The sequence below is a fragment of the Pseudomonas sp. St316 genome, assembly GCF_018325905.1.
Classification (GTDB): Bacteria; Pseudomonadota; Gammaproteobacteria; order Pseudomonadales; family Pseudomonadaceae; genus Aquipseudomonas.
On record NZ_AP021901.1, the window covers coordinates 4,942,627 to 4,969,541 of the forward strand.

Genomic DNA, 26,915 nt, shown 5'->3' on the forward strand with positions numbered 1-26,915 from the left:
GTTCAGCGTGCCTGTGCCATGTCGCGTAAAAGCTGCAAGGCCTCGGTGGCCAGCGGCTGGTACTGGTTGAGGATATCCCCCAGGCTGACCCAGAAAATCACCATGCCCAGCACGAGGGTCAGCGGGAAACCAATGGAGAAAATGTTCAATTGCGGCGCCGCGCGGGTCATCACGCCAAAGGCGATGTTGACCACCAGCAACGCGGTGATCGCCGGCAATACCAGCACCATCGCCGCGCCCAGGACCCAGCCGAGCTTCCCGGCTATTTCCCAGAAATGGTTGACCAGCAACGCACTGCCCACCGGCAGGGTGGTAAAGCTTTCGGTCACGACCTCGAACACCACCAGATGCCCGTTCATCCCAAGGAACAACAGCGTGACCAGCATCGTCAGGAACTGACCGATCACCGCCGTCGTCACGCCATTGGTGGGGTCGACCATGGACGCGAAGGCCATGCCCATCTGGATCGAAATGATTTGCCCGGCCACCACGAAGGCCTGGAAGAACAGTTGCAGCGAGAACCCCAGCAAGGCACCGATGAGAATTTGCTCGGCCACCAGCATCAGCGCACTGAGGTCCAGGGCATTGACCGGCGGCATCGGTGGGAGCCCGGGCGCGATGACCACCGTGATCGCCAGGGCGAAATACAAACGCACACGCCGCGGCACCAGGGTCGTGCCGAAGACCGGCATGCTCATCAGCACCGCGGTGACGCGAAACAGCGGCAGGACGAACGATGCCACCCAGGAACTGATCTGGGTGTCCGTCAGCGCGAGCATCGACATGGGGTCAGCCGATCAACTGCGGAATACTGCCGTACAACTGCAGGATGTATTCCATGAAGGTTTGTACCATCCAGGGGCCGGCGACAATCAACGTCACCAGCATCACCAGCAGGCGCGGCAGGAAGCTCAAGGTCTGTTCGTTGATCTGGGTCGCGGCCTGGAACATCGCCACCAGCAACCCTACCAGCAGGCTGGGGATCACCAGGATGGCAACCATCGTGGTCGTCAGCCAGAGCGCTTCACGGAACAGGTCTACCGCTACTTCAGGCGTCATATCGTCCTACCCGCACAAAAGGCCTAAACACCACCGAAACTGCCTGCCAGGGTGCCGATAATTAGCGCCCAGCCATCCACCAGCACAAAAAGCATGATCTTGAACGGCAGGGAAATGATCAGCGGCGAGAGCATCATCATGCCCATGGCCATCAGCACGCTGGCGACCACCAGGTCAATGATCAGGAACGGGATGAAAATCATGAAGCCGATCTGGAAAGCGGTCTTGAGCTCGGACGTCACGAACGCCGGCACCAGGATGGTCAAGGGCGCCTGATCGGCACTGGGGATATCGGTGCGCTTGGACAAGCGCATGAACAACTCCAGGTCGCTGCTGCGCGTCTGCGCCAGCATGAAATCCTTGATCGGCACTTGCGCCTTGGCCACGGCATCCTGGGCGCTGAGTTTTTCCGCCAGGTAAGGTTGCAGCGCATCCTGATTCACCCGGTCGAACACCGGGGCCATGATGAACATGGTCAGGAACAGCGCCATGCCGGTGAGGATCTGGTTCGAGGGCGTCTGTTGCAGGCCCAAGGCCTGGCGCAGGATCGAAAAGACAATGATGATCCGGGTGAAGCTGGTCATCAGCATGACGAACGCCGGGATGAAACTCAGCGCGGTCATGATCAGCAGGATCTGCAGGCTGACCGAGTATTCCTGGGCCCCTTCGGCGTTGGTTCCAAGGGTGATCGCCGGGATCGACAGCGGATCGGCGGCGAACGCCAACGGTGCGGCCAGCATCAGGGCCAATGCCAACAGAATGCGCAACGGCATTACTTTTTATCCTTCTGGTCTTTACCCAACAGTTCCATGAGGCGCTGGGCAAACTCGGGGCTGGCCTGCTCGGCGGAAGGCACCTGCACCGGCTCCTTGAGGACGTGCAAGGCGGTGATAGTGCCCGGGCTCAGGCCCAGCAGGATCTGCTCGTTGCCGACCTGCACCAGCACCAGTCGGTCACGCGGCCCGAGCGCGCGTGAACCGACGATGTCGATGACCTGCCCCTTGCCAGCCGGCCCCGCCTGCTGCACGCGCCGCAACAGCCAGGCGAGAAAGAAGATCAAGCCCAGCACCAGCAGCAAGCCGAGCACCAATTGCGCCAATTGCCCGGCGACACCACTGCCTGCTACCGGCGCGGCGGCGGCCGTGGCAACCGGTTCGGCGGCCAGTACGCTCAATGGCAGCATCGCGGCTGCTGCGAAGAAACCTTTCACTCAGCGCAGCTTCTTGATGCGTTCGCTCGGACTGATCACGTCCGTCAGGCGAATACCGAACTTCTCGTTGACCACCACCACTTCGCCATGGGCAATCAAGGTGCCGTTGACCAGCACATCGAGCGGCTCGCCGGCCAGGCGGTCCAGCTCGATCACCGAGCCCTGGTTGAGCTGCAGCAGGTTGCGGATGTTGATGTCGGTGCTGCCCACTTCCATGGAGATCGACACCGGGATATCGAGGATCACATCCAGGTTCGGGCCATCGAGCGTCACCGGTTCATGACTCTTCGGCACGCTGCCAAATTCTTCCATCTGCAGGCGGCTGGATGCATGGGCGCCAGTGTCAGCCGCCAGCAAGGCGTCGATGTCGGCTTGCCCGGCATCGCCGGTTTCTTCCAGGGCCGCAGCCCATTCGTCGGCCAGCGCCTGGTCATCCTGGGTATTCATATCGTCAGCCATCATTTGTCCTCGGCGGGCAAAAATTCAGTTAGAAGCAAAAATCCGTTACAAACTTAAGGGGTTCGACACCGCTCAGCGGCGTTCGATCGGCTCGATCACCTGCAACGCCAGGTTGCCTTTGTGAGAGCCCATCTTGACCTTGAAGGCCGGCACACCATTGGCACGCATGATCATGTCTTCCGGCATCTCGACGGGGATGATGTCCCCCGGTTGCATGTGCAGGATGTCCCGCAGACGCAGTTGGCGCCGAGCGACTGTCGCGCCGACCGGCACGTCGACATCCAGCACGTCCTGGCGCAAAGCGTTGATCCAGCGCTCGTCCTGATCGTCGAGGTCCGACTGGAAACCGGCGTCGAGCATTTCACGCACCGGCTCGATCATCGAGTACGGCATGGTCACGTGCAGGTCGCCGCCACCGCCATCGAGCTCGATGTGGAAGGTCGAGACCACAATGGCCTCGCTCGGGCCGACGATGTTGGCCATGGCCGGGTTCACTTCCGAGTTGATGTACTCGAAGTTCACTTCCATGATCGCCTGCCAGGCTTCCTTCAAGTCGACGAAGGCCTGCTCCAGCACCATGCGCACCACCCGCAGCTCGGTCGGGGTGAATTCCCGCCCTTCGATCTTGGCGTGACGACCGTCGCCACCGAAGAAGTTGTCCACCAGCTTGAACACCAACTTGGCGTCAAGGATGAACAACGCGGTGCCCCGCAACGGCTTGATCTTCACCAGGTTGAGGCTGGTGGGCACGTACAGCGAGTGCACGTACTCACCAAACTTCATCACCTGCACGCCACCGACGGCCACGTCGGCCGAACGGCGCAGCATGTTGAACATGCTGATGCGGGTGTAGCGGGCGAAACGCTCGTTGATCATTTCCAGGGTCGGCATGCGTCCGCGAACGATGCGATCCTGGCTGGTCAGGTCGTAGCTTTTGACGCTGCCCGGTTCAGCAGCGTTTTCGGTCTGCACCAAGCCGTCGTCGACACCATGCAACAGCGCATCGATTTCGTCCTGGGACAGCAGGTCCTGCACGGCCATGTCGTGTTCCTACTGCAATACGAAGTTAGTGAAGAGCAACTGTTCGATCACCACTTTGCCGAGCTCTTTCTGAGCCACTTCCTGCACGCTGGCCGTGGCTTTCTGGCGCAGCATTTCCTGACCGACGGGCGTGGCCAGGGTGTCGAAATTCTGTCCGGAAAACAGCATCACCAGATTATTGCGGATCAGTGGCATGTGCACCCGCAGTGCTTCCAGGTCAGCCTGGTTGCGACCCAGCAAGGTAATACTGACCTGCATGTAGCGTTGGCGACCATTTTGGGTGTAGTTGGCGACGAAGGCTGGCGCCATCGGTTCGAAAATCGCCGGCTGCTTGCCCACTGGCGCGGCTTCGGCCGCCACCGCCGGCTTGCTTTGAGCGCTGTGCATGAAATACCAGGTCGCCCCCACCGAAACGCCGATCGCCAGGAGCAAACCCACCACGATCACGATGATCAGCTTGAGTTTGCCTTTGGTTGCAGGGTCTTTTACAGCTGCTGCTTCACTCTTCGCCATGCCAATAATCCGTCACTAATCGGGGTTTTCACTGTTGCACGGCAAGGCTGGAGCAAGTGTTATGCCAGAAGTGTCGGTACTCAGGATGACGGACAGATGCGATCTTCGGAACCCCATAAAACAATGTGGGAGTGAGCCTGCTCGCGATAGCGGAGTGTCAGTCACCCAGTCGGGTACTGATCCACAGCTATCGCGAGCAAGCTCGCTCCCACAGAGGGTGTTGAGGCGTCAGGCGTAGTAGTCGACCGCGCTGGAGCCGATGACGCTGGTAGTACTGGCCGCCACTTCAGCAACGCTGGCCGGCAGGTGTTCATCCACCGAGTCCACTCGCCCACCAGACGCCGTCGTGCGCCCGGCCTGGGCTTGTTGCTGGGCCTGCTGACCCTGGTTCTGCGAACCACGGGACTGATCGGATACGCTGACGTCGACCTGGCCCATGCCCTGTTGGGCAAAATTGTCCCGCAGGCGATGCAACTGCCCCTCGAGGGCTTCGCGAACGCCGGGGTGGGCGCTCATGAACGTGACCTGGGTCTGCTGGTCCGGCACCATGTTCACCCGGATATCCAGACGCCCGAGTTCGGCGGGTTGCAACTGGATATCGGCCGCCTTGAGATTGACGCTGGACAGGTACATCACCCGGTTGACCACCTCTTCGGTCCAACCGCTCTGATTCATCGCGATAGGTTGGTTGACCGGCACCGCGTTGGCGGTCTTTGGCGTAGCGGCCTGGGTCAGTGCGGCCAGGCGGTTGGCGAAATCGTCCACGCGAGTGTCACCGGAAGCGGCGCCCAGGTCCTTGAGACCTTCGCTGATCAAGCCACCAAATGCCTTATCACCGCCCTGGCTGCCGGGCTCGGTACTGTTCTGGTCGGCCTGCACGTTGAGCATGCTCGCCATGCCGGCGGCGAAGGTCTGCGCCGAAGTCGGCTCACCGTCGGGCGACGCCGGGGCAGCACTCTTGGGCTGGGCCTGGCTGGTGGCGGAAACATGACCGCCCTGCTCCATCGCCAACCGCAAGGCGGGCAATGCGTCGAGCGGGTCGGCTTCAGGGTCAAAGGTTGAATCGACCTCCGGAACCACCGCAGCCTGGGCCGGCGTGACCAGCGGGGCAACCGGTGCCGCGACGGCCGTGGTGACCTGAACCTCGGTCGTGACCACAGGCGCAGGTTCCGGTGCGATTGTCGCCACCGGCACCGTCATGTCAGGCAGCAATCCTGGATCAAGGCTCGGATCGACGGGTGCGGCATCCGCCACCGGCGTTTCAACCGAGTCGGCGCTGTCGTCACTGGCGGTCTCGTCGTCGGCGCTGGCCGGTTTGTCCGCGGGCAAGGGTTTGCCGCTATCGGCAACCGTCGGCTCCGAGGCGGCAGGCGTTTGGTTGCCGGTGTCTTTTTTGACGGTGTTGTTGGAAGCGTTTTCGCGCGCCGATTTCACCGGCGGCTCAGGGGCCGCAGCTGCCTTGGCAGGCGCCTGCTTGGCGAAGACTTGAGCGAAGCTGGAAGCTCTATCCCCGAGATCCGGAGCCGCTGCCGGTGAATTGACGGCGGCCTTGGGCTTGGCCTGGACAGAGGCCTGAAGCAGTGTATTGGGGGTAACGGGCATAAAAAGGTCTCCGCTGCACTGGAATCATAGGTACAGTCGAGACTAGGCAATGCAAGGCACGGGCCAACGTCTGTCCAACCATCAAATTTCAGCAGTGAAAGCCTTCACGCTCTTGCGTGCAAAGCTTGCGAACATGAGCAAATTCGCTGTCGATTTCGTTGACCAGTTTCTCGATACCACCCAATGACGGCTGCTTGGCACGCTGCTCCAGTTCGCCACACAGCTCGGCCAGGCGGATAGCGCCCATGTTACTGCTGCTGCCCTTGAAGCTGTGGGCCGTGGCGCTCAGTTTTTCAGCGTCCCGTGCCTCATGCAGCACGCGCAAGCGAGCCTCCGAGTCATTGAGAAAAGTATCCAGCAACTCCAGATACCCCTCCTCCATGACTTCCTTCAACGTGCTGAGCACGTCGCGGTCCAGATGAATCTCGTTCACTTGTTCGCTCCCTGATCAAGAATGGCTCCGATTATGCCGGAGCCTCCCAGAAAAACTCCACACGCGCACTACGACCATCGTCTGACCAACTGGCTTGTTGGCTCAACTGACGTACCAGGCTCACGCCGCGCCCCGACAACCGATCACTGTCCACGGGCCGCGCCAGCACCTTGGCGACATCAAAGCCCTCGCCACTGTCCTCGACCTCTATGGCCAGGCGACCACCCTCGCCGCTCGGCGAGACATGCAAGTGCACCCGCACGTAGCCGTCGCTCAGTTCATCCAGGCGCGTATTACGCTCTCTGTAATAGCGGGCAAAACCCGCCGCGTCACGTTTGAGGCTCGAGTCGAGTCCCAGCACCCCGTGATCCAGAGCATTGGAATACAGCTCCGACATGACACTGTAAAGGGCGCCACTTTGCACCCTGAGCCCATGGACCTCAAATAACAATTGCAGCAAGTAGGGCATCGGATTGAAGCGTTTGAGCGTCTGCGCCCGGAACTCGAAGCTCACCGACCAATCCAGCGGGCTGGACTGGCCGCTATCGGAATAGACCGGCGGCGGCGGGTTGAGTTGCGTCGGCGCGACCAACCGTATCTCGACCATACTGAAGTCGTCCCGGGCCTCGCCGCGAAAGTCCCGCAAGGCCTGCTGAATATCTTCGAAAAGAAGATCGGGCTCACGGTTGGCTGCAAACACCTGCTGCAACCCCTCCACGCCAAACGGCCGATCGTGGTCGTCACTGGTTTCGATTACGCCGTCGGACAACAGGAACACCCGGTCCCCCAGCGACATGGCGTGCACTTCGGTGCGGTCATCGAATAGCTGGGGCGAGAGCACACCCAACGGCAGGTGCCGCGCCGGCAACGGCGTGCGCACGCCGCTGAGGCTGTCGTGCAGATAACCTTCGGGCATGCCGCCATTCCAGACTTCCACCGTGCACCGCTGGAAGCTCAGGCACAGCAACGTCGCGCAACAGAACATGTCCACTGGCAGGATGCGTTTGAGCTTGGCATTCATTTCCCGCAGGATCTGCGCCAGGCCGTAGCCCTTGGCGGTCATCCCGTAGAACACCTCCGCCAGCGGCATCGCACCGACCGCCGCCGGTAAACCGTGGCCGGTGAAATCCCCTAGCAGGACGTGCATATCACCGGCCGGATTGAACGCCGCCAGCAGCAGATCACCGTTGAACAAGGCATAAGGCGATTGCAGGTAACGGATGTTCGGCGCGCTCAGGCAGCCGGAGTGGGCGATCTTGTCAAATACAGCCTTGGCGACCCGTTGCTCGTTGAGCAGGTAGTCATGGTGCCGGGCGATCTGGTCGCGCTGCTCCACCACCGTGGCCTGCAACCGACGCAAGCGGTCCATGGCCTTGATCTTGGCCGCCAGGATCACTTGGTTGTAGGGTTTGGCCAGGAAATCGTCGCCGCCCGCCTCCAGGCAACGGGCCAAGGCTTCGCTCTCCGTCAACGAGGTGAGGAAAATGATCGGGACCAACTGGTCCCCGGCCAACTGCTTGATTTTCTGCGCTGCTTCAAAGCCGTCCATCACCGGCATCATCGCGTCCATCAGCACCAGGTGCGGACGCTGCGCCAGATAGACCTCGACCGCTTCGGCGCCATCGGCCGCAGTGAGCACGTGATGCCCCTGGCGGCGGACGATGGTCGACAACAGCAGTCGATCAGCGGCACTGTCTTCGGCAATCAGGACCGTCAGCGGCTCCGACGACGATTGCATGGCGATCAACTGATGTCGAACAGCTTGTCGAAATTGGAGATCGCGAGGATTTTCTTGACGTCATTGCTGCTGTTGACAACGCGGATATCCGAGGCATCGCCACCGGCATGATCGCGCAACAGCAAGAGCATGCCCAAGGCGGAACTGTCGAGATAGGTGGCTTCTTTCAAATCCACCACGATGGAGTCGGGTTTCCTATTGAGCCGTTCATAGGACTCACGAAACTCCTGATGCCGCCCGAAATCGAATCGACCTTTGATCGAGATCGTCAGCTTGTGCCCATCGGGGGATACTTCGGTAACGACTGACATGATCGGCTTCCTTGTCATGGACATACGTGTACAAGGTTTAGCATCTGGTAAAGGTCTGAGCAAGGTTTTGTCTGATTCAGCCGACAAAATCCTGGTTTCGCATCAATAGGGATTTTGTCGCGGCAGGCGCTGGGACAACTCATCGAGCAGTTTCTGTTCGCGCTTGTCTTCCAGTTGCCGCGCCTCATCGATATAGCGCTGCACCAGTTTGCGCAACCCTTCGACCCGGGCAAACGCCTCTTGCCAGCTCTGGCGGGCCTTCTCCAGGTTGTTCTGGTGCCAGACCAGGCTCTGGCGCTGCTGGTCGATAGCGGTACCCAACTGCGCAAGGAACCCTTGGTACCCCAACAACCACTGCCCGGAAACCCCGTGAGCGCCACGGGCGATCCACTGTTCCTGATATTCGAGTCGAAAGTTTTCGAGGTCGGCCAGTTTGCTTTCCGCGACTTTGACCTGGCCCTGGAAATACGCCAGTCGCTGGACGGCCGTCTTCTCAGCCTTTTCCGCCATGTCCACCACGGGCGCCAGGCGTGCCGCACGACTCGTGGCCATGGCCGGTTACGTGCCTGAGACCGGGGCGAAAATAGTCTGCAGGTGCGCTTCGCTGGCGCCCATGCCGATGTTGTCGTTCAGGCCCTGGCGCAGGTAGACGGCCATGGCCGGGTAAAGACTGATGGCGGTGTCGGTCTCGCGGTCACCGCCAGGCACATAGGCGCCGACGCTGATCAGGTCGCGGCTTTGCTGGTAGCGCGACCAGTACTGCTTGAACTGCTGGGCCCGCTTCATATGCTCGGCACTGATCACCGACGGCATGACCCGGCTGATGGACGCCTCGATGTCGATAGCCGGGTAATGCCCTTCTTCGGCCAGGCGCCTGGACAGCACGATGTGCCCGTCGAGTACGCCCCGCGCGGAGTCAGCGATGGGATCCTGCTGGTCATCGCCTTCGGACAGCACGGTATAGAACGCGGTGATCGAACCGCCGCCCTTTTCCGCATTGCCGGCGCGCTCCACCAGTTTCGGCAGCTTGGCGAATACCGAAGGTGGATAACCCTTGGTGGCCGGCGGCTCGCCGATGGCCAGGGCGATTTCCCGCTGGGCCTGGGCGAAACGGGTCAGCGAATCCATCAACAGCAGGACGTTCTTGCCCTTGTCGCGGAAGTATTCGGCGATGCGCGTGCAATACATGGCGGCCCGCAGCCGCATCAACGGCGCATCGTCCGCTGGCGAAGCCACCACCACCGAACGCTTGAGCCCTTCCTCACCGAGGATGTGCTCGATGAACTCCTTCACCTCACGACCCCGCTCGCCGATCAGCCCCACCACAATGATGTCGGCTTCGGTGAAACGGGTCATCATACCCAGCAGCACACTCTTGCCCACCCCGGTACCGGCAAAAAGGCCCAGGCGCTGGCCGCGCCCGACCGTCAATAAACCGTTGATGCAGCGGATGCCCACGTCCAGCGGTACGCTGATGGGGTCGCGTTTGAGCGGGTTGATCGTCGGGCCGTCCATCGGCACCCAGTCTTCAGCCTTCATGCCGCCCTTGCCGTCCAAGGCCCGTCCGGCCCCGTCCAGCACGCGCCCGAGCATGCTCATGCCCATGGGCAGGCGGCCGTTGTCGGCCAGGGGCACCACGCGCGCACCGGGAGCGATGCCGGCGACGCTGCCCACGGGCATCAAGAAAACCTTGCTGCCGGAAAAGCCCATGACCTCGGCTTCGACCTGCACCGGATGATAGCTGTCGTCGTTGATCACCATGCAGCGGCTGCCCATGGCGGCACGCAGGCCTTCGGCCTCAAGGGTCAGGCCGACCATGCGCAACAGGCGCCCTTCCAGGATCGGTTGGCCGGCCAGTTCGCTGGCCTCGGCGTAGCTGCCCAGGCGTTTGCCAAAGCTGGTTCGCTCAAGGCGCATCGCGGCTGTCCAGTGCAGAGGCGTCCAGTTCAGGTACATCCAAGCCGGTATCGGCCGACGCGGCATCGGCACCGGCCCCGGGTTCGTCCGGCAACTCCAGGCTCAGGTCGGCAGCGGCCGGGTGCAGGGCCTGCTCGTGCAACTGGTCGAACAATTTGGCCATGATCTGGCTGATGCGGGTTTCAACGGTTGCGTCGATGCGGCTGTGTTCGGTTTCCACACGGCAACCGCCCGGCAACAGCGCCGCGTCCTCGACGATTCGCCAGGTTTCTTCATGGCGCTCGCGCAGGGCCTTGACCAGCTCGAAGTCCTGGGGATTGATATACAACCGCACGTTACCCACGCCCAAAGGCAACAACTTGAGCGCTTCACGCATGACATGTTCGATCTGGCTCGAATCGATGGCCAGTTCGCGCTGGATCACTTGTTTGGCGATATGTTGCACCAGTCCCACCAGGGACTTCTCGATCTGGGTGTCCTGCTCGGCGATGGGGTCGAACAGGTTGAGCATCAGCGATTCCAACGCACGGAGCTTGGCCGTCAGCGCCACGTCGGCTTCCTGGCGGACCTTGAGCGTGGTGCTGTGGAAGCCTTCCTTTTCACCCACGGCAAAGCCTTCATTGTAGGCTTCCTGACGAATGCTCTCGACTTCCTCGAGGGTCAGTGGCTGGACTTCATCCAGCGGCACTTCCTCCGGCTCCGGCAGTTCTTCCACCGGCTCCGGCTCAGGCTCGGGCACGTGGGGGTCGAAGCTGGGCAGCGACCAGACGTCGAAACCACCGACGTCACGGGCGCGGATCAGGTCGCTGGGTGCTTCATCAATCTTGGCAGACATAACGACCTTAGATCATCTCTTCGCCGCCCTTGCCACCGAGAACGATCTCCCCGGCTTCGGCCATGCGGCGGGCGATGGTGAGGATTTCCTTCTGTGCGGTTTCCACGTCGCTGACGCGCACCGGGCCCTTGGCCTCGAGATCGTCGCGCAACAGTTCGGCCGCCCGTTTGGACATGTTCTTGAAGATCTTTTCCTTGACGCCTTCGTCCGAGCCCTTGAGGGCCAGCACCAGCACGTCGGAGGACACTTCGCGCAACAGCGCCTGGATGCCACGATCGTCGACATCGGACAGGTTGTTGAACACGAACATGAGGTCTTCGATCTGACCGGACAGGTCTTCGTCGAACTCGCGGATCGAGTCCATCAACTGACCTTCGATCGAACTGTCGAGGAAGTTCATGATGTCCGCCGCGCGCTTGATGCCACCCAGGGTGGTGCGCGAGGCATTGGAGTTGCCCGAGAACTGCTTCTCGAGAATCTGGTTCAATTCTTTCAGGGCCGCCGGCTGCACGGTGTTGAGCGAAGACACCCGCAGGATGATGTCCAAGCGCACCTTGTGGTCGAAGTTGCCCAGCACTTCACCGGCCTGATCCGGGTCGAGGTAAGCCACCACGATCGCCTGGATCTGCGGGTGCTCGTAACGGATCACGTCGGCAACCGCCCGCGGCTCCATCCATTTGAGGCTGTCCAGGCCGCTGGTGTTGCCACCCAGCAGGATCCGGTCGATGAGGCCGTTGGCCTTGTCCTCGCCCAGGGCCTGGGTGAGCATCTTGCGCACGTAGTCATCGGAACCAACGCCCAGGCTAGTCTGATCGCCGACGATGTCGACGAACTCGCTCATCACCTGCTCGACCTGCTCACGGTGCACGTTGCCCATCTGGGCCATGGCCACGCCCACGCGCTGGACCTCCTTGGGCCCCATGTGGCGCAGCACTTGGGCAGCATCGGTGGAGCCCAGCGACAGCAGCAGGATCGCGGCTTTGTCGACCCGGGACAGTTTGGCAACAGCGGCTCGATTATCACTCATCTGCGTTAATCCACTCTTTCACGACCTGGGCCACACGACCCGGGTCTTCTGCCACCAGACTCTTGATGGCGTTCAATTGAGCGTCATAGCCTTCGCTCGGGCTTGGCAGCAGGATGCTCTGCGGCCCGCCGAGGCTGACACGATCGTTGGCCAATTCGCCATCCAGGCCGCCCATGCCTCCGAGCTCGACATCACCGAAAGCTGCCAATTGCTTGTTCTTGCCGCCGCCGGTGATGTTGTTGAGCACCGGACGCAGCACGCCAAACACCAGTATCAGGATGAACAGCACGCCCAATACCTGCTTGACCACATCCCAGAACCAGGGTTGCGAATAAAACGGAATATCGGCGACCACTTCACCGCGCTCCAGGGAGAACGGTACGTTGATCACGCTGACGCTGTCGCCGCGGCTGGCGTCGAAACCGACGGCGTCCTGCACCAAGCGAGTGAAGCGCGCCAATTCGTCGGCGCTCCACGGCGCACGACTGGTTTCGCCGCTGGCCGCATTGACCTTGACCTGATCGTCCACCACCACGGCGACCGACAGGCGATTCAAACGACCCTGTTGTTGCTTGGTGTGACTGATGGAGCGGTCAAGCTCGAAGTTCTTGGTCGACTGCTGACGCTTGTCGGCCGGGTACGGCGCCAGCATCGGCTGGCCGGTGGCCGGGTCCATGATCTGCTGGCCGTTGGCATCGATCAGCGGCTGGCCTGGCTGCACCATGCCGGCGGCCGCCGTGGCGCCACCGGTGGTCTGCGGCGCGCTGGCTGGCGACGGCGGCTGGTTGCTCAGGGCACCCGGTACGCCTTGCGGGCCATTGCTGGCGGTACGTTGTTCATTGACCGACTGCTCGCTGCGCAGCGCCGGTTGATCGGGGTTGAACTGCTCGGAAGTGGACTCGACGGCACTGAAGTCGACATCCGCCGACACTTCGGCTTTATAGCGATCGTTACCCAGGATCGGTTGCAGGATGTTGTGGACCCGCTGGGTCAGCATGCCTTCCATGCGACGGCTGTAATCGAATTGCTTGCCGGCCATGGTCAGTTCGGAGTTTTCCGCCTGATCGGACAGCAGGTTGCCTTTCTGGTCGACCACGGTGATCTGCGATTTGCTCAGCTCAGGTACGCTGGTCGCCACCAGATTGATGATGGCAAGGACCTGACCTGGCTCCAGCGAACGGCCCGAATACAGCTCGACCAGCACCGAGGCACTGGGCTTGCGCTCATCGCGCACGAACACCGAGCTTTTCGGAATCGCCAGGTGCACGCGGGCGCCCTTGACGTTGTTCAGGCTGGAAATAGTCCGCGCCAGCTCACCTTCCAGGCCGCGACGATAACGGGTCGCTTCCATGAACTGGCTGGTGCCCAGGCCCTGGTCCTTGTCGAGGATCTCGAAACCGATGTTGCCATCCTTGGGCGCCACGCCGGCAGCGGCCAGCTTGAGACGGGCACGGGCGACGTCATCGGCCTTGACCAGCAAGGCGCCGGAATTGGGTTCTACGGTATAGGTAATGTCAGCGGCAGCCAGGGTCTCCATGACCTGCTTGGCATCCATGCCCTCCAGGCTACCGTACAAAGGACGGTAGTCCGGCTGCTGGGACCACAGCACCACAGCAAACCCGATCGCCACGCTGGCTGCCAGGCCGACCAACAGGCCTACCTGACGCAGCATGGTCATCTCGGAGAGATTTTCCAGGAAGGACAGGCCGAACAACGGCGGTTTGCCGTCTACCGGAGTGGCCTTGGCTGGAACGTTATCAACGGCTGCTTCTGCCATGACTCAATAATTTCCTTAAACCGGCATCTGCATGATGTCTTGGTAGGCTTGAACCAGTTTGTTACGAACCTGGGTCAACGCCTGAAACGAGACACTGGCTTTCTGCGAGGAGATCATTACATCCGTCAGGTCGACACCACTTTTGCCAATCTCGAAAGCACTGGCCAACTGGTTCGATGCCTGCTGGGTATCGTTCACTTTATTGACGGCCTGACCGAGCATGTCGGAAAAGCTGCTGCCACCCACTTGGGGGACCGCGACCGATTTAGGCTGGGCCATGGCGTCCATTTGCATGGACCGCATGTCCAACATCAACCGATTAAATTCAATACCTTGGCTCATGGTCTACTCTCTCTGGCGGCCCGCATTTTTTTGACACTTACTCAGCGGGTACTCAGGTATTAGCAACAAGGGTGCCAGCTCCATGGCGATAGAAAACAAATGCGCGCACAACGCCATTGTGGGAGCGAGCTTGCTCGCGATGCCCCATCACATCTGACCTCGACTCGACTGACCCACCGCTATCGCGAGCAAGCTCGCTCCCACAGGGGTTTTTGGTGCTTATTCAACTGGCGAACAGGTAAGCCTCGACATCCATACCGGCGTCGCGCATCTGCGCCAGCTTGTAGCGCAGGGTGCGCGGACTGATCCCCAGGCGTTCGGCGGCCTCCTTGCGACGACCGCGCTCGGCGCGCAGGGTGTCGATGATCATCTGGAATTCGCGACGACGCAGGTCGTCGCCCAAGGCGCCGGCCGACTCGCCTTCCACCTCCACCGAGGGCGCGAAGGCCGCTGCTGGTACCGGCGACAGTGCAGGCAATGGCGCGCAGGCCACTGGGCCCGCCAGACAGAAATCCTCCGGCTGGATCAAGCCGCCCTGTTGCAGAATCAAGGCCCGCTGGATGGCATTATCGAGCTCTCGGACATTGCCCGGCCACGGGTAGGCGATCAGGCAAGCCCGAGCGTCGGCTGAAAGCCGGGCAGCGGCATGCTTCATTTTATTGACGTGTTTGTTCAGCAGACGCTCGGCCAGCGGCAGGATATCGGCGGTGCGCTCGCGCAACGGACGCCAGGCCAGCGGGAAGACCGACAAGCGGTAATAGAGGTCTTCACGGAAACGCCCCGCCGCCACTTCGCCGGCCAGGTCGCGGTTGGTGGTTGCCACCACGCGGATATCCAGACTGATGGGCTTGCGCCCACCGACCCGCTCCACTTCCCGCTCCTGCAATACCCGCAACAGCTTGGCCTGCAGGCCCAGCGGCATTTCGGAAATTTCATCGAGCAGGATCGTGCCACCGTCGGCTTGCTCGAACTTGCCAGCCTGGGCCGCAATGGCCCCCGTGAACGAGCCCTTCTCATGACCGAACAGTGTCGCCTCGAGCATGTTGTCGGGAATCGCCGCGCAATTGATGGCAATGAACGGTTCGCTGGCGCGCCGGGACTGTTGGTGGATATAACGCGCCAGCACTTCCTTGCCCGTACCGGACTCGCCGGAAATCAACACAGTTGAATCGCTGCGCGCCACCCGCGCGGCCAATTCCAACAGTTGCGCACTGGCCGGCTCGATGGCCACCGGACCTTCGCCCTCGACCGCGAGACTGCCCAAGGCATGGCGCGCGACCAGGTCCAGCAGTGCTTTTGGCTCGAACGGCTTGACCAGGTAATCCGCTGCACCCTGGCGCATGGCATCCACCGCTCGCTCGACGGCGCCGTGGGCGGTCATCAGCAAGACCGGCAGTTGCGGCTGACGTGCGCGCAACAGGCCGAGCAATTGATGACCGTCCATGCCCGGCATATTGACGTCGCTGACCACCAGGCTGAACGCTTCGCGGTCCACGGCAAGCAGCGCCTCTTCCGCCGAACCGACAGCGGCGTAGTCATGCCCAGCCAAGACCAGCGTATCGGCCAGCGCCTCGCGCAGGGCCCGGTCATCCTCAACCAGCAACACCTTGATCGCCATTGCTTTCACTCCACCCCTGGCGCATTGGAAAACAGCGGCAAGCACACCGTCGCACAGGTGCCACGGCCCCGCCGCGAGCGCAGTCGCAATTCTCCCTGATGGGCACGCGCCACAGCCTTGACCACGGTCAGGCCCAGGCCGGTGCCAGTGGTCTTGGTGGTGAAGAATGGCTCGCCCAAGCGCGCCAGCACGACCGGCTCGATACCACTGCCGTTGTCGCTGACACACAGGCGCAAAGTGTGATCACGTGTATATAAATGCACTTTCAGCCGGACGTCGTCGCCGCTGGCCTGGATCGCGTTTTCGATGAGGTTCAATACCGCGCCCACCAACGTGTCACGATTACACAACACCTCACCGACGTGGCTGTCGCACTGCCAGCGGATCGGCAGCTCCTGCACATGGGTCAACGCCGCGGCTTGCAACGATTGCAGCAAGGCCTTGGGGGTGACACGGTCGGTCAACGGCAGCTCGCCGCGCGCGAATACCAGCATGTCGCGCACCTGGTGCTCCAGTTCGTGCAGGCGCTCTTTCAAGCGTCCGGCGAACCGTTGCTGGGTCTCCATCGGCAATTGCTGTTCTGTCAAATGACTGGCATAGAGCAGCGCGGCAGAAAGCGGCGTACGAATCTGATGGGCCAGCGACGCTACCATCCGCCCCAGGGAAGACAGGCGTTCATGGCGAGCCAACTGATCTTGCAGGTGCCGGGTTTCAGTCAGGTCGTTGAGCAACACCAATTGCCCAGGCTCAGCATCCAGCGAGCGCGTCGAGATAGAAAGGCGCCGACCATCCTTGAGGGATACCTCATGACCGTCGTCTTCACGGGGCGCAAAGCAGCGGGCGATGACATGCCGCCACAGCTCACCTTCCAGTGGCAGACCGAGCAACTCGCAAGCCGCCGGGTTGGCTTCGCGCACACGGCCGTGGGCGTCGATGACGATAACGCCACCGGGCAACAGATCGAGGAGGTTTTGCAGACGATTAGCCAGGCGTTCCTTTTCCGCCAGCTCCTGCATGCGCTGGGCGCTGACTACGGCCAGCTCACCCTTGAGCTCGGTGACCCGGGCTTCGAGCAGGCTATAGGAATCAGTCAGTTGGCTGGACACCTGGTTAAACAGCGAAAATGCCTGCTCAAGTCCAAGCCGGCTTGCCTGCTCGACGGACGGCATGTGTCCCGGCTCGGGGACAGGAGACATCTGGGCAGCTTGGGTCATCGGGCTCTCTCGCTTGGCTGACCGTCAGTTAAACGGAACGTTGCGAGGGCTATAGCAATACCCGTGCCGAAAAAAAACCGCCTGAAAATCAGGCGGTTGGAAAACAGGCGTCAATCATCCGCCTGTTCATCTCCTTCGCGACGGCTCATGCCGTACTTGCGCATCTTCTCCACCAGGGTGGTGCGACGGATGCGCAGGCGTTCTGCCGCGCGGGCCACGATACCGTTGGCATCGTCCAGCGCCTGCTGGATCAGCCCTTGCTCCAGGCCTCCCAGGTAATCCTTGAGATCCAGGCCTTCGGGCGGCAACAAGGCATTGGCGGTGAAGTCTGGCGTATGGCCATTGATTGCCACACGCTCCTCCAGGTCGCTGCGCAGGCTGTCGACCATTTGCTCGTCTTCGTCGTCGACGTAGCGGAATTTCTTCGGCAGTTCGTTCACACCGATCACCCCGTACGGGTGCATGATCGCCATGCGCTCCACCAGGTTGGCCAGCTCACGGACGTTGCCCGGCCAGCCATGGCGGCACAGGGACATGATCGCCGCCGAGTTGAAACGGATCGAACCGCGCTTTTCGTGCTCCATGCGCGAAATCAGTTCGTTCATCAACAACGGAATGTCTTCGACGCGCTCACGCAGTGGCGCCATTTCGATCGGGAACACGTTGAGGCGGTAATAGAGGTCTTCGCGGAAACTGCCGACCTCGATCATGCTCTCAAGGTTCTTGTGCGTAGCGGCAATGATTCGCACATCGACACTCTGGGTCTTGTTGCTGCCCACGCGTTCGAAGGTGCGCTCTTGCAGGACCCGCAGCAGCTTGACCTGCATCGGCAGCGGCATGTCGCCGATTTCGTCGAGAAACAGCGTACCGCCATTGGCCAGTTCAAAACGCCCGGCGCGGCTGGTGATCGCGCCAGTAAAGGCACCCTTCTCATGGCCAAACAGCTCGCTCTCCAGCAACTCGGCCGGGATCGCGCCACAGTTGACCGGCACGAACGGCGCTTCGCGGCGCTTGGAGTGGTAATGCAGGTTGCGCGCGACCACTTCCTTGCCGGTGCCCGATTCGCCCAGGATCAGCACGCTGGCGTCGGTATCGGCGACCTGCTGCATCATCTGGCGCACGTGCTGGATCGCCCGGCTGGTGCCGACAAGGCTACGGAAAAGGTTGGGTTCGCGATGCCTGCCGCGCTCACGGGCCTGGTCGTACATCTCGCGATAAACCTGCGCGCGATGCAACGAATCAAGCAGCTTGCTGTAGCTGGGCGGCATTTCGAGCGTGGAAAGTACCCGTCGGCGCTGGTCGTCAGGCAAGTCAAGGGAAGAATTTTCGCCCATTAACAAAACCGGAAGGAACTCATCCCAGGTTGAGAGTGTCTTTAGCAAGCCCAAAAGCGTTGCGGGAGCATTCACGGTCCCGATAAGGACACAAATGACTTCACGACTGGACGACAAAGAGCCGACGGCCTGCTGCCAGTCATGGCTTCCGCAGGGTAAATTTTCTTCGCCAAGAAAATTCAGGATCACCGCCAGGTCGCGGCGGCGGACGCTATCGTCATCGATCAGGAGAATTTTGGTTTCACGCCACATGCAATAGCAACTTCCCTAGTCAACCCAATGCCCGAAATTAGGGGGCAAGCTAGACGCTTGCAGACTTGTCATGCCTGTAGACGCCTTTAATCTGTAAACAGCTACTAGTTAAGTCAAAAAACCGTGCACAGTCAAATTTATGGCGCAACGGGCTCGGATTAACTGAGCATTAACCGAACAGATGGTAAACCTTTGCCGCGTTCTGTGCTTGATGGATCTGTTGCATCTCGTCGACGATCGCCTGACGCTCTCCTGTCGCCGCCTCCAGCAATTGCCGGTACACCCCTAGCAATTCCTCAAGATTTGTCCGCAACGCCGCCTCATCCACCTGGGACTCGCCCAGGACGTCTTCCATGCAGGAACGGCAAGCCAGGTCCAACTGACCAATGGCTTCCCAGTTACGCTCGGCCAAGGCATCGACTAAGGCGTCACGGGTTTGTTCGATTCGCTGCAGGACAAGACTCATGAGAGCACTCCTTAGAATTGCGGACCAGGCGTGGCGATGGCGTCCCAGCCTTCCTTGACCGTGCGAAGCAGATCGGCGACTTCGTCGAGAATCTTCGGATCGGCCTTGACGTTGGCTTCGGCCAACCGTTTCATCATATAAGCGTAAAGAGCATCCAACTCAGCGACCGACTCGGCCTGGTTTTCCAGGTCCAGGCCTTCGCGCAAACCACCGACGATGCCGATGGCCTTGCTGATCAGAATGCCTCTGTTTGCAATATCCTTGCGCTCCATCGCGCCCTTGGCCTGGGCGATACGATCCAGCCCACCTTCCATGAGCATCTGCACAAGACGATGGGGACTTGCTTCGGAGGTTTGCGCCTGGGCGCCAATCTTCTGGTATTGGCGAAGGGCTAACATCGGATTCATGTTCTACCTCATCAAAAAACTTCGGTTCGTATAAACAGCGTATCGACGCTGCGTCAAAAAACTTTAGGTCGAAAAACCGAAAGCCCGGAACGTTGTCAAAACGTTGCCGGGCTTTTTGCATCGGTCGAAGATCAGCTGTTTTTCTGTTGCGCCGCCAATGCTGCGAACATCGAGGTGATGTTGCTGGCGGTAGCCTTCAGCTTGCCGACCAGGGTATCCATGTCGTTGTACTTCTTGGTCAGAGTGGCGGTCAGCGTCTCGACCCGACGATCCAAAGCCTGCTGATCGTTCTTCAGGCGGGTCTGGGTCTTGGTCAGCGTGCTGGTGCGCTGGTCGAGGATGCCGCCGGTCTGGCTATAGGGTTCGATAGCCTTGCCCATGCGTTCCAGCAGGCCATTGGTGCCCGTGAACAACGTCTGGACTTCACCGCTGAGCTTTTTATCGTTCATCGCCGTATTGAACTTGGTGGTATCGAAGTTCAACGCACCGGTCTTCTGATCAGTGGTAATACCCAACTGGGCCAGCGATGTCAGCTTGTCGCCAGCGCCGGTTTCAGACAAGGGCGTTCGAATCGCCGCCAGCAGCGAGCGAGGCAACGCATCACCGGTCAATTTTGCTGACACCGTCAGCTTCCCATCTGCGTCGAGCGACGGCTTGGTCAGGGCGGTGACGCTGTTGGCGATCGCGTTATAGGCATCCACGAACTTCTGGATCGAGGCTTTCAGACCATCATTGTTCGGCGCGACGGTAACGGTTGAAGTAGCACCCACTCCACCGCTAAGCAAATTCAACGTCAGCCCGGAAATCGCCGTGCTGACCGTATTGCTCTTGCTGGTCAATGCCATGCCATCGACGGAAAACTTGGCATCCTGGGCCAGAGCACCGATGGCACCCGCCGAAGTGGCCGTCAGCGCAGCCCCCCCGGCACCCACGACGTTCGTCCCATCGATCTCCAGCCCCGCAATGCCGCTCACCGAGATGTCGGAACCTGCGCCGGTAGTGCTGGAACCCAGCACCAGGCGCGAACCGAAAGAGTCGGTGATAATGTTGGCACTGAAACCCGCAGCCTTGAGCGAAGTGTCGGCATTGATCGCGTCACGAACCGATTGCAGAGTTGCGCCGGACGCCACGTTGAGGTTGTAGTCGACGCCGTTCTGCTTGATGGTCAACGTGCCGCTCGGGATGGCACTGCTAGTGCCACCGGCGAAGGCCGCCGAGGTGACCTTGGAAGCCGTTGCGATATTATCGACCTTGATTGCATAGGTACCGCCCACCGCAGAGTTGCTGGCGGTTGCCGTCAGAACAGTTGGGGTCGAGGATGTTGCAGCAAAACCCGAAAATTGCGGGGTCGTTGTGCTGGACAAGTCCTTCATCGCGGTATTGAAAGCCGCCAACAACGACTTCAGGGTTCCCACCCCGGAGATACTGTTGGTAGTAGTCGTCGTCGCTCGGGTGATCTGACCTTGCTTGGCGGCCTTGTCGGAGTCGACCAGGGCCTTGACGATCGCGGTGGTATCAAGGCCCGAGCCTAGACCCAAGCCAGGTAGAATTGGACTTGCCATGTGGGACTCCCTTCAGTGTGTCGCCGGCCTTTTGACCCATACAACGCCCAAAAGAACATAGCAACAAAATTCGTGCCGGTTGTCAGGCTTCGGCGCTGAACAACAAGCTGTTTGCATCATTCAAACTGTTGGCCAGTTTCAGAACTTCTTCGTTCGGGATCTGGCGAATCACTTCACCGGAACCGCTGGCGATCACTTTGACCACTACTTTGCCTGAAGGCTCATCAATAGAAAACTCCAGGTTGCGCTTGACCGACTGAACGAACTTCTCGATTTCCTGTACGGCCTTCTTGAGTTTGTCCTGCTCGGCGGCAGCGTCTCTAGGTGCTTCCTTGACAGGGGTCACGGTAGCAACCTCGGCTTGAGGCTTCTCCACTGGCTTGTCGACCACCGTGGGTGCCGGCTTCGCCGCTGGATAAGACAAGTTCAGCTTCACGCTCATATCCATGTCCATCACCTCTTGAACGGAAAAAGCGAGAGAGTACGCAAGCGCACTCCCCCGCTAAAACTCATCCGGCTATTACTGAAGCAGCTTCAGTACAGCGGATGGCAGTTGGTTGGCCTGGGCCAGAACCGAGGTAGACGCTTGCTGCAGAGTCTGCTGCTTGGTCAGTTGTGCAGTTTCAGCAGCGAAGTCGGTATCTTGTACGCGACCCAGTGCAGCACTGGCGTTTTCGTTGATGTTCTGCAGGTTGGAGATGGTGCTGTTGAGACGGTTTTGAGCAGCACCGAGGTCGGCACGAGCACTGTTGATGGTGTCGATCGCGCTGGTGATTGCATCCATGGAGGCCGAGAAGGCGGCTTCCGAAGCAGCACTGTCGGAACCAAGGATGGTGATTGCCGAGTCAACACCCAGAGTTGCAGCGTCGAAGCTTGCGCTCAAGGTCAGGGTGATCTGGTTGTCAGAACCATTGTTGGAGCCGACCTGGAAGGTCATGGTGCTGGCGGAGCCGTCAAGCAGGTTCTTGCCGTTCAGGTTGGTGCTGTTGGCAATACGGGTCAGTTCGTCGCTCATCTGCGAGAACTCTTTGTTCAGAGCGATACGGTCGTCTGCGCTGTTGCTATCGTTACGGGACTGGATGGCCAGTTCACGCATACGTTGCAGAATGTTGGTCTGCTCCTGCATCGCGCCTTCAGCGGTCTGCGCCATGGAGATACCGTCGTTGGCGTTTTTGATCGCCATGTTCTGACCGCGGATTTGCGAGGTCATGCGGGTAGCGATCTGCAGGCCGGCGGCGTCGTCTTTGGCGCTGTTGATTTTCAGGCCGGAAGACAGGCGGGTCATCGAAGTGGACAGAGCATCGGAAGCCTTGTTCAGGTTCTTCTGAACGTTCAACGATGTGACGTTAGTGTTTACTGTTAAAGCCATGACGAATTCCTCGTTGGTTGGGTACTGCGGCTTCCGGCCCTGGCAACCGCCGGGTGTGGCCTAGAGAACCTTCGTAATAGTTATCGTCGGATTGGGAACTTGCTTGAGGGCTTTTTTCAAAAAAATTGCTAGCAGACTGCCACCCCTTGCAAAACAAGGGTTTAGGCGCAGGCCAAAGCCCGAAAAATGGCGTCAAGAAACCGCAGAGCAGAGACGCAGGCAAAAAAATAGCGCTACAGGCGAGCCTGAAGCGCTATGAGAAAGAAACGTCATGGGATCAATCGCGATAAAGGATCGCCGATCCCCACGACAGGCCAACACCAAAACCGCTGATCGCCACGCGCTTCCAGTCAGCATTCAGAACGTGCTTTTCCAGCAGCAGCGGAATGCTCGACGACACGGTGTTGCCGGTCTCGACCATGTCCTTGATGAATTTCTCTGGCTCACCCTCGAAACGCCGCGCCACGGCATCGACAATCGCCGCGCTGCCCTGGTGGATGCAGAACGCGTCGATGTCGCTGGCATGCAGTGACGATTCATCCAGCAATTCGTGCAAATGAGCGGGCACTTTCAATAGAGCGAAGTTGAAAACCTGGCGACCGTTCATGAAAAACACTCCGTCGCTGACCTTCAGGTGCGGTGCGCCGGAACCATCAGTGCCGAACTTGGCTTTGCCCAACTGCCAGGTGGCGTCCTCGGCCATCCAGGTGGCCGTGGCGGCATCGCCAAACAACATGGTGGTGTTGCGGTCTTCAGGGTCGACGATTTTCGAATACGGGTCGGCGGTGACCAACAACCCGTTCTTCAACCCAGCGGCCTCCATGAAGCCTTTCAGGGCGTAGATGCCGTACACATAGCCCGAGCAGCCCAGCGATATATCGAACGCCGCCACATGGGTCGGCAGCCCGAGTTTGTCCTGCACGATGGCAGCGGTATGCGGCAGCCCCTCTTCATCACCGTTCTGGGTGACAACGATCAACGCGTCGATCGACTCGCGCGCAAGGCTTGGGTTGTTGGCGAACAATGCATTCACCGCTTCGACACACAGGTCCGAGGTTTCCTGGTCAGCGTCTTTGCGCGGCAGGAACGCCGAACCAATCTTGCCAAGGATGAATTCTTCATCCTTCTCGAATTTGGCACCCTGAGCGTAGTTATCCACACCAGCGGTCGGCACATAACTCGCTATGCTTTTTATGCCAATCATCATGGCTTCCCGATCATGAACTGCGACTAGGTTCACCCCCAAAAGCTCAGGGGCGCTTCAAAAATGGTTGATTTCCAAGGGCGGACGCCTTATCCGGCAAACGAACGGGCCTCCACTCCGGGGAATACAATACAGTGAAGATGCACTTTATGACCTATGCGTCACGCCGTTTTGTCCTGGTGGGGCATTTTTTCATGACAAACGAAGCCGCGTCATTTCCCGCGACGGCATTGGACACGGGACAGCACTCTTGAGGATGGCGGGGCAATCAGGCGAGAGCGCCGGCAGGTTTACCTGCCGGCGTCGATGGAATGCCTCGCAAGGCGGGAGTTACACCAGCAAGTCGGTCCAGCGTACGTTGCGCACCGGTCCCAGGGTGAAACCAGTGCCTTGCAATGCCAGGTTCCCGTTGTAGAAGCGATCCTGGGCGAACGATTCGGACCATTTCTCACGCAGTGCCTCACGAGCCTCTGGCGTGCTTGCCAGGACGCCGGACTGGATAACCTGCACGTGTGGCGTCCATACCGTCAGGTACCCGGCCTGGCCGACCCTGAGGCACAGATCCACGTCACCCAAGGCATCGTCGAACAATCCGCTGTCGATGCCGTCAGCGGCGTTGAACAACTGTTTGGAAATCATCAGGCAGGCAAAAGACACCGCCGAGCAATTCTGCTCGACGACCAACCGGCTCATATAGCCTCTAGCAGTCTTCGGCTCGCCGATGAAGGGCGAGCCCACCTCGTCGTTCAAACCCAGAATCAGGCCAGCCTGGGTGATACGCCCATCGCGCTCGATCAACTTGGCACCGACCACACCGACTTCCGGACGCAAGGCCTGATTGAGCAGCGACTCGATCCAGTTGACGTTGAGCACCTCGCTGTCGGCCGCAAGGGTCACCAGATAGTCGCCCTTGGTCTCCTGGCTGGCAGCGTTGATCAACGACCCCGTCGCGACACCCGGTTCGATCTCCAGCAACCGCACGCGACTGGCCTGGTGCCCCTGGCCACCGAGCCAGTGGCGCAGCGTCGCGTGCTCTGCCGCCGCGAGCGGGACCAATACCTCGTAACGCTGATAACGAGTGCGCTGCAGCACGCTGAGCAAGCAACGCTGCAACGCCGCCAGTTCGGTAACGCCATGGACGATGATCGACACCATGGGGCGATCGGCAAAGCGATAGTCGATCTTATGCGTACCCGGCACCGCCGCACTCACGTCGGCTTGATAACCCCGTACCGCCAGGTGACGCAGCAATGTCTTGCGCTCATCGGCGTTATCTTCCACCGCAGGCGCCTGGCAAATCAGCAGAGGCTCATCCAGATGGGCAAGCCCCTCCAGGCCGTCCTGCTCGATCAAACGCAACAGCAGGTCGAACTCCAATGCGCTCTTGAACTCGCGCGAATAACCGCCAAGTTTTACCAACGTCTCGCGGCGTACCAGCCAATGACGGGCCATCAAGGCCGGGACGCTTTGCAGCAAGTCTAAGTTGAACCCTGGCCGGAAGACATCGGCCAGCGTCCCGTCAGGCTGGCGCTGGAACTCGTCCATTGCCACAGCTTGGCATTGTGGCGCAGCCAGCAATTCCACACCCGCACGGAACAGACCGCCCGGCGTCAATTCATCGCCGGCCTCGGCCATGACCATCCAGTCGCAATCGCTCTGGCTGACAACCTGATTGATTTTGTCGACGTAATTGCTTTCGTTGACTTTGACGAAATGCAGGACGTTCTGTGGCGTGGTCTCGGCCGGCAGGTCACCAGTGGTGAACACAACAATCTTGAACGCCCGGCAATAGCCATTGATCACGCTGTCGAAGGTTGCTTGCATCTTGAAGATGTCGGCGTCCAGATCCAGGATCAAAATGCCAAACGTCGGGCCACCGTTGCGAGCTGCCAGGTATTTGGCCACTTTCTGGGCTTCACTGACGCTCGGCTCACGGGCGTCGAGCCAGCGCAGCAATTGACCGGAGCGCGTGGCGTCGAACAACCTCGCGGTATTTTCAAACGCCGCCGCCTTGAGCCGTTGTTCCCAGGCCTTGAGCATTTGCACGTAGCGCTTGTCACCCTTGGCCTGCATGACATCGAGCAGTTGCTTCACCAGATCCTGGTTGAAGGCATAGCTCAGGAAAGCCCTCGCCAGTTGTTCATCAAGCGGCTCGGCGCTGCTGTTGCGCTGGGGGCGAGCCAGCTCCTTCTGCTTGAGCATGACCGCTTCCAGTTCGTTCAACTGCACACGCCCGCTCGGCGCTGCATGAAGCAGAAATTCCAACGTGGCGAGTACGTCAAAACAAGCTTGGTTATAGAACGGTAACTCAACGTATTGCGTCGGCTCGAAACGACGAACCGGTTCGCCGCGCCGCGAGTCCCAGGTCGACTCGAGCAGTTTTCCGGCCTGCGGCACCGAACGCTCAGCCAGCTTCTTGACGATGGCACGGGCCTGTTCGTGCACCGAAACATCCGAACCGAAGGCGCTGGCCAACGTCGTGGCCAGACGCTCCCGCTCCGCGACTGCATGCAAGTCCTGAGAACCAGCCGCCATCGCAACCGCGCTCTGCGGCTTCACCACATGACTGCGCTCATGCACGCCATGGGGAATGTCCAGCAAGCGGACCTTAGCTTGCGCCACCAACCCATAGGAATGACCGGCCTGTTGCAACCACGAATCAAAACCGGCGGGCAACGAAGCGTAAGTGCGTCTAAGGGTTTCAGTGCGCGTGAGTGCGCTCACGAGTGACGGGCAATCCTCGGCAAACACGGCCAGCCGGGCATCGGCCGATGCTTGGGAATAATCTTCACAGCCCTTGCGATCGAGCAAGTAATAGTCAACACGGTCGGCATGGGCCTCGAACGCCAGGCTATAGCCTTGGCAGGCACCATATTCAGGGTGCGCTTCAAGGAAATTCAACGATTGTTCAAGAGCCTGAGGCAGCAGGAAACTCTCGGCATCGGCAATCGCCAGATAAGGCGTGGCGACTCGCTCGACAGCCTGGCGAACCTTGTCGCCGAAACCAGCAGCCGTAGGTGCGTGCAGGTATTGCACGCCGGGCAACGCTGCCGTGATGTCGCCGCCGGGTTGACTGGATGAGTCGATGACCAATACGGCAAACGAACTGTCGCGGTAGTGGCGCAACGCCCGCCGCAGGGCAGTCGACTGGTCGTGAGCGAACAGCACCAGGGTAAACCGTTCATTCAACGGCGCAGTCGATCCTGTTGGGGCATTGCTTAACAT

The 26,915-nt window shown here is 60.1% G+C and carries 27 protein-coding genes; all 27 read right to left on the reverse strand.

Annotated elements, in window-relative coordinates:
• Positions 1–2: 2 nt before the first annotated feature.
• The 27 genes from fliR to KI237_RS22130 all read right to left on the reverse strand — a co-directional run bounded on the left by fliR (position 3) and on the right by KI237_RS22130 (position 26,915).
• Entirely contained in the window at positions 3–785 is a 783-nt protein-coding gene (gene fliR, locus KI237_RS22000; RefSeq protein ID WP_212797036.1) for a flagellar biosynthetic protein FliR, read from the reverse strand.
• Between the two features lie 4 nt (positions 786–789).
• Positions 790–1,059, reverse strand: coding sequence for a flagellar biosynthesis protein FliQ (gene fliQ / locus KI237_RS22005; protein WP_212797037.1), 270 nt, complete (start codon positions 1,057–1,059; stop codon positions 790–792).
• 23 nt (positions 1,060–1,082) lie between these two features.
• Positions 1,083–1,832: a flagellar type III secretion system pore protein FliP gene (fliP, locus tag KI237_RS22010; RefSeq protein WP_212797038.1), complete on the reverse strand. Its 750-nt coding sequence runs from the start codon at positions 1,830–1,832 to the stop codon at positions 1,083–1,085.
• Positions 1,832–2,242 carry a flagellar biosynthetic protein FliO gene (gene fliO / locus KI237_RS22015; protein WP_072341704.1) on the reverse strand — a complete coding sequence of 137 codons (411 nt, stop codon included), beginning with the start codon at positions 2,240–2,242 and terminating at the stop codon, positions 1,832–1,834. Before fliO ends, fliP begins: the two co-directional genes overlap by 1 nt.
• Before the next feature lie 27 nt (positions 2,243–2,269).
• Positions 2,270–2,728 (reverse strand): flagellar motor switch protein FliN, encoded by a 459-nt coding sequence (gene fliN, locus KI237_RS22020; RefSeq protein ID WP_003199107.1) that lies wholly within the window; start codon positions 2,726–2,728, stop codon positions 2,270–2,272.
• Between the two features lie 72 nt (positions 2,729–2,800).
• Positions 2,801–3,769, reverse strand: coding sequence for a flagellar motor switch protein FliM (gene fliM / locus KI237_RS22025; RefSeq protein ID WP_212797039.1), 969 nt, complete (start codon positions 3,767–3,769; stop codon positions 2,801–2,803).
• A gap of 9 nt (positions 3,770–3,778) precedes the next feature.
• Positions 3,779–4,282 carry a flagellar basal body-associated protein FliL gene (fliL, locus tag KI237_RS22030; protein WP_212797040.1) on the reverse strand — a complete coding sequence of 168 codons (504 nt, stop codon included), beginning with the start codon at positions 4,280–4,282 and terminating at the stop codon, positions 3,779–3,781.
• Positions 4,283–4,510: 228 nt separating this feature from the next.
• A complete protein-coding gene (locus KI237_RS22035) occupies positions 4,511–5,884 on the reverse strand; it encodes a flagellar hook-length control protein FliK (protein WP_212797041.1) in 1,374 nt (457 codons plus the stop codon).
• Positions 5,885–5,972: 88 nt separating this feature from the next.
• Positions 5,973–6,317, reverse strand: a complete 345-nt coding sequence (locus KI237_RS22040; RefSeq protein WP_212797042.1) for an Hpt domain-containing protein — start codon at positions 6,315–6,317, stop codon at positions 5,973–5,975.
• A 31-nt stretch (positions 6,318–6,348) separates the two neighbouring features.
• A complete protein-coding gene (locus KI237_RS22045) occupies positions 6,349–8,055 on the reverse strand; it encodes an ATP-binding SpoIIE family protein phosphatase (RefSeq protein WP_212797043.1) in 1,707 nt (568 codons plus the stop codon).
• A 5-nt stretch (positions 8,056–8,060) separates the two neighbouring features.
• On the reverse strand, positions 8,061–8,366 hold the full coding sequence (locus KI237_RS22050) for an STAS domain-containing protein (protein WP_212797044.1): 306 nt from the start codon (positions 8,364–8,366) through the stop codon (positions 8,061–8,063).
• 102 nt (positions 8,367–8,468) lie between these two features.
• Positions 8,469–8,918 carry a flagellar export protein FliJ gene (fliJ, locus tag KI237_RS22055; RefSeq protein WP_003199091.1) on the reverse strand — a complete coding sequence of 150 codons (450 nt, stop codon included), beginning with the start codon at positions 8,916–8,918 and terminating at the stop codon, positions 8,469–8,471.
• A 6-nt stretch (positions 8,919–8,924) separates the two neighbouring features.
• Positions 8,925–10,283 carry a flagellar protein export ATPase FliI gene (gene fliI, locus KI237_RS22060; RefSeq protein WP_212797045.1) on the reverse strand — a complete coding sequence of 453 codons (1,359 nt, stop codon included), beginning with the start codon at positions 10,281–10,283 and terminating at the stop codon, positions 8,925–8,927.
• Positions 10,273–11,118 carry a flagellar assembly protein FliH gene (fliH, locus tag KI237_RS22065; RefSeq protein ID WP_212797046.1) on the reverse strand — a complete coding sequence of 282 codons (846 nt, stop codon included), beginning with the start codon at positions 11,116–11,118 and terminating at the stop codon, positions 10,273–10,275. The genes fliI and fliH overlap by 11 nt, the downstream gene beginning before the upstream one ends.
• A gap of 7 nt (positions 11,119–11,125) precedes the next feature.
• Complete coding sequence (fliG, locus tag KI237_RS22070) at positions 11,126–12,145, reverse strand: flagellar motor switch protein FliG (RefSeq protein WP_003199086.1); 1,020 nt, start codon at positions 12,143–12,145, stop codon at positions 11,126–11,128.
• Positions 12,138–13,922 carry a flagellar basal-body MS-ring/collar protein FliF gene (gene fliF, locus KI237_RS22075; RefSeq protein WP_212797047.1) on the reverse strand — a complete coding sequence of 595 codons (1,785 nt, stop codon included), beginning with the start codon at positions 13,920–13,922 and terminating at the stop codon, positions 12,138–12,140. The genes fliG and fliF overlap by 8 nt, the downstream gene beginning before the upstream one ends.
• Positions 13,923–13,937: 15 nt before the next feature.
• Positions 13,938–14,264 carry a flagellar hook-basal body complex protein FliE gene (gene fliE, locus KI237_RS22080; protein WP_003184044.1) on the reverse strand — a complete coding sequence of 109 codons (327 nt, stop codon included), beginning with the start codon at positions 14,262–14,264 and terminating at the stop codon, positions 13,938–13,940.
• Between the two features lie 223 nt (positions 14,265–14,487).
• Positions 14,488–15,882 carry a sigma-54-dependent response regulator transcription factor FleR gene (gene fleR / locus KI237_RS22085; protein ID WP_212797048.1) on the reverse strand — a complete coding sequence of 465 codons (1,395 nt, stop codon included), beginning with the start codon at positions 15,880–15,882 and terminating at the stop codon, positions 14,488–14,490.
• Positions 15,883–15,887: 5 nt separating this feature from the next.
• Positions 15,888–17,096 carry a sensor histidine kinase gene (locus KI237_RS22090; protein ID WP_502937069.1) on the reverse strand — a complete coding sequence of 403 codons (1,209 nt, stop codon included), beginning with the start codon at positions 17,094–17,096 and terminating at the stop codon, positions 15,888–15,890.
• Positions 17,097–17,206: 110 nt separating this feature from the next.
• Complete coding sequence (locus tag KI237_RS22095; RefSeq protein WP_212797049.1) at positions 17,207–18,682, reverse strand: sigma-54 dependent transcriptional regulator; 1,476 nt, start codon at positions 18,680–18,682, stop codon at positions 17,207–17,209.
• A gap of 169 nt (positions 18,683–18,851) precedes the next feature.
• Positions 18,852–19,148 carry a flagellar protein FliT gene (fliT, locus tag KI237_RS22100; RefSeq protein WP_212797050.1) on the reverse strand — a complete coding sequence of 99 codons (297 nt, stop codon included), beginning with the start codon at positions 19,146–19,148 and terminating at the stop codon, positions 18,852–18,854.
• 11 nt (positions 19,149–19,159) lie between these two features.
• A complete protein-coding gene (gene fliS / locus KI237_RS22105) occupies positions 19,160–19,555 on the reverse strand; it encodes a flagellar export chaperone FliS (RefSeq protein WP_212797051.1) in 396 nt (131 codons plus the stop codon).
• A gap of 131 nt (positions 19,556–19,686) precedes the next feature.
• Positions 19,687–21,117 (reverse strand): flagellar filament capping protein FliD, encoded by a 1,431-nt coding sequence (fliD, locus tag KI237_RS22110; protein ID WP_212797052.1) that lies wholly within the window; start codon positions 21,115–21,117, stop codon positions 19,687–19,689.
• Between the two features lie 82 nt (positions 21,118–21,199).
• Positions 21,200–21,565, reverse strand: a complete 366-nt coding sequence (locus KI237_RS22115) for a flagellar protein FlaG (RefSeq protein WP_212797053.1) — start codon at positions 21,563–21,565, stop codon at positions 21,200–21,202.
• Between the two features lie 72 nt (positions 21,566–21,637).
• Positions 21,638–22,486 carry a flagellin domain-containing protein gene (locus KI237_RS22120; RefSeq protein ID WP_212797054.1) on the reverse strand — a complete coding sequence of 283 codons (849 nt, stop codon included), beginning with the start codon at positions 22,484–22,486 and terminating at the stop codon, positions 21,638–21,640.
• Between the two features lie 277 nt (positions 22,487–22,763).
• Entirely contained in the window at positions 22,764–23,690 is a 927-nt protein-coding gene (locus KI237_RS22125) for a ketoacyl-ACP synthase III (RefSeq protein ID WP_212800676.1), read from the reverse strand.
• Between the two features lie 330 nt (positions 23,691–24,020).
• On the reverse strand, positions 24,021–26,915 hold the full coding sequence (locus tag KI237_RS22130) for a glycosyltransferase family 2 protein (RefSeq protein ID WP_212797055.1): 2,895 nt from the start codon (positions 26,913–26,915) through the stop codon (positions 24,021–24,023).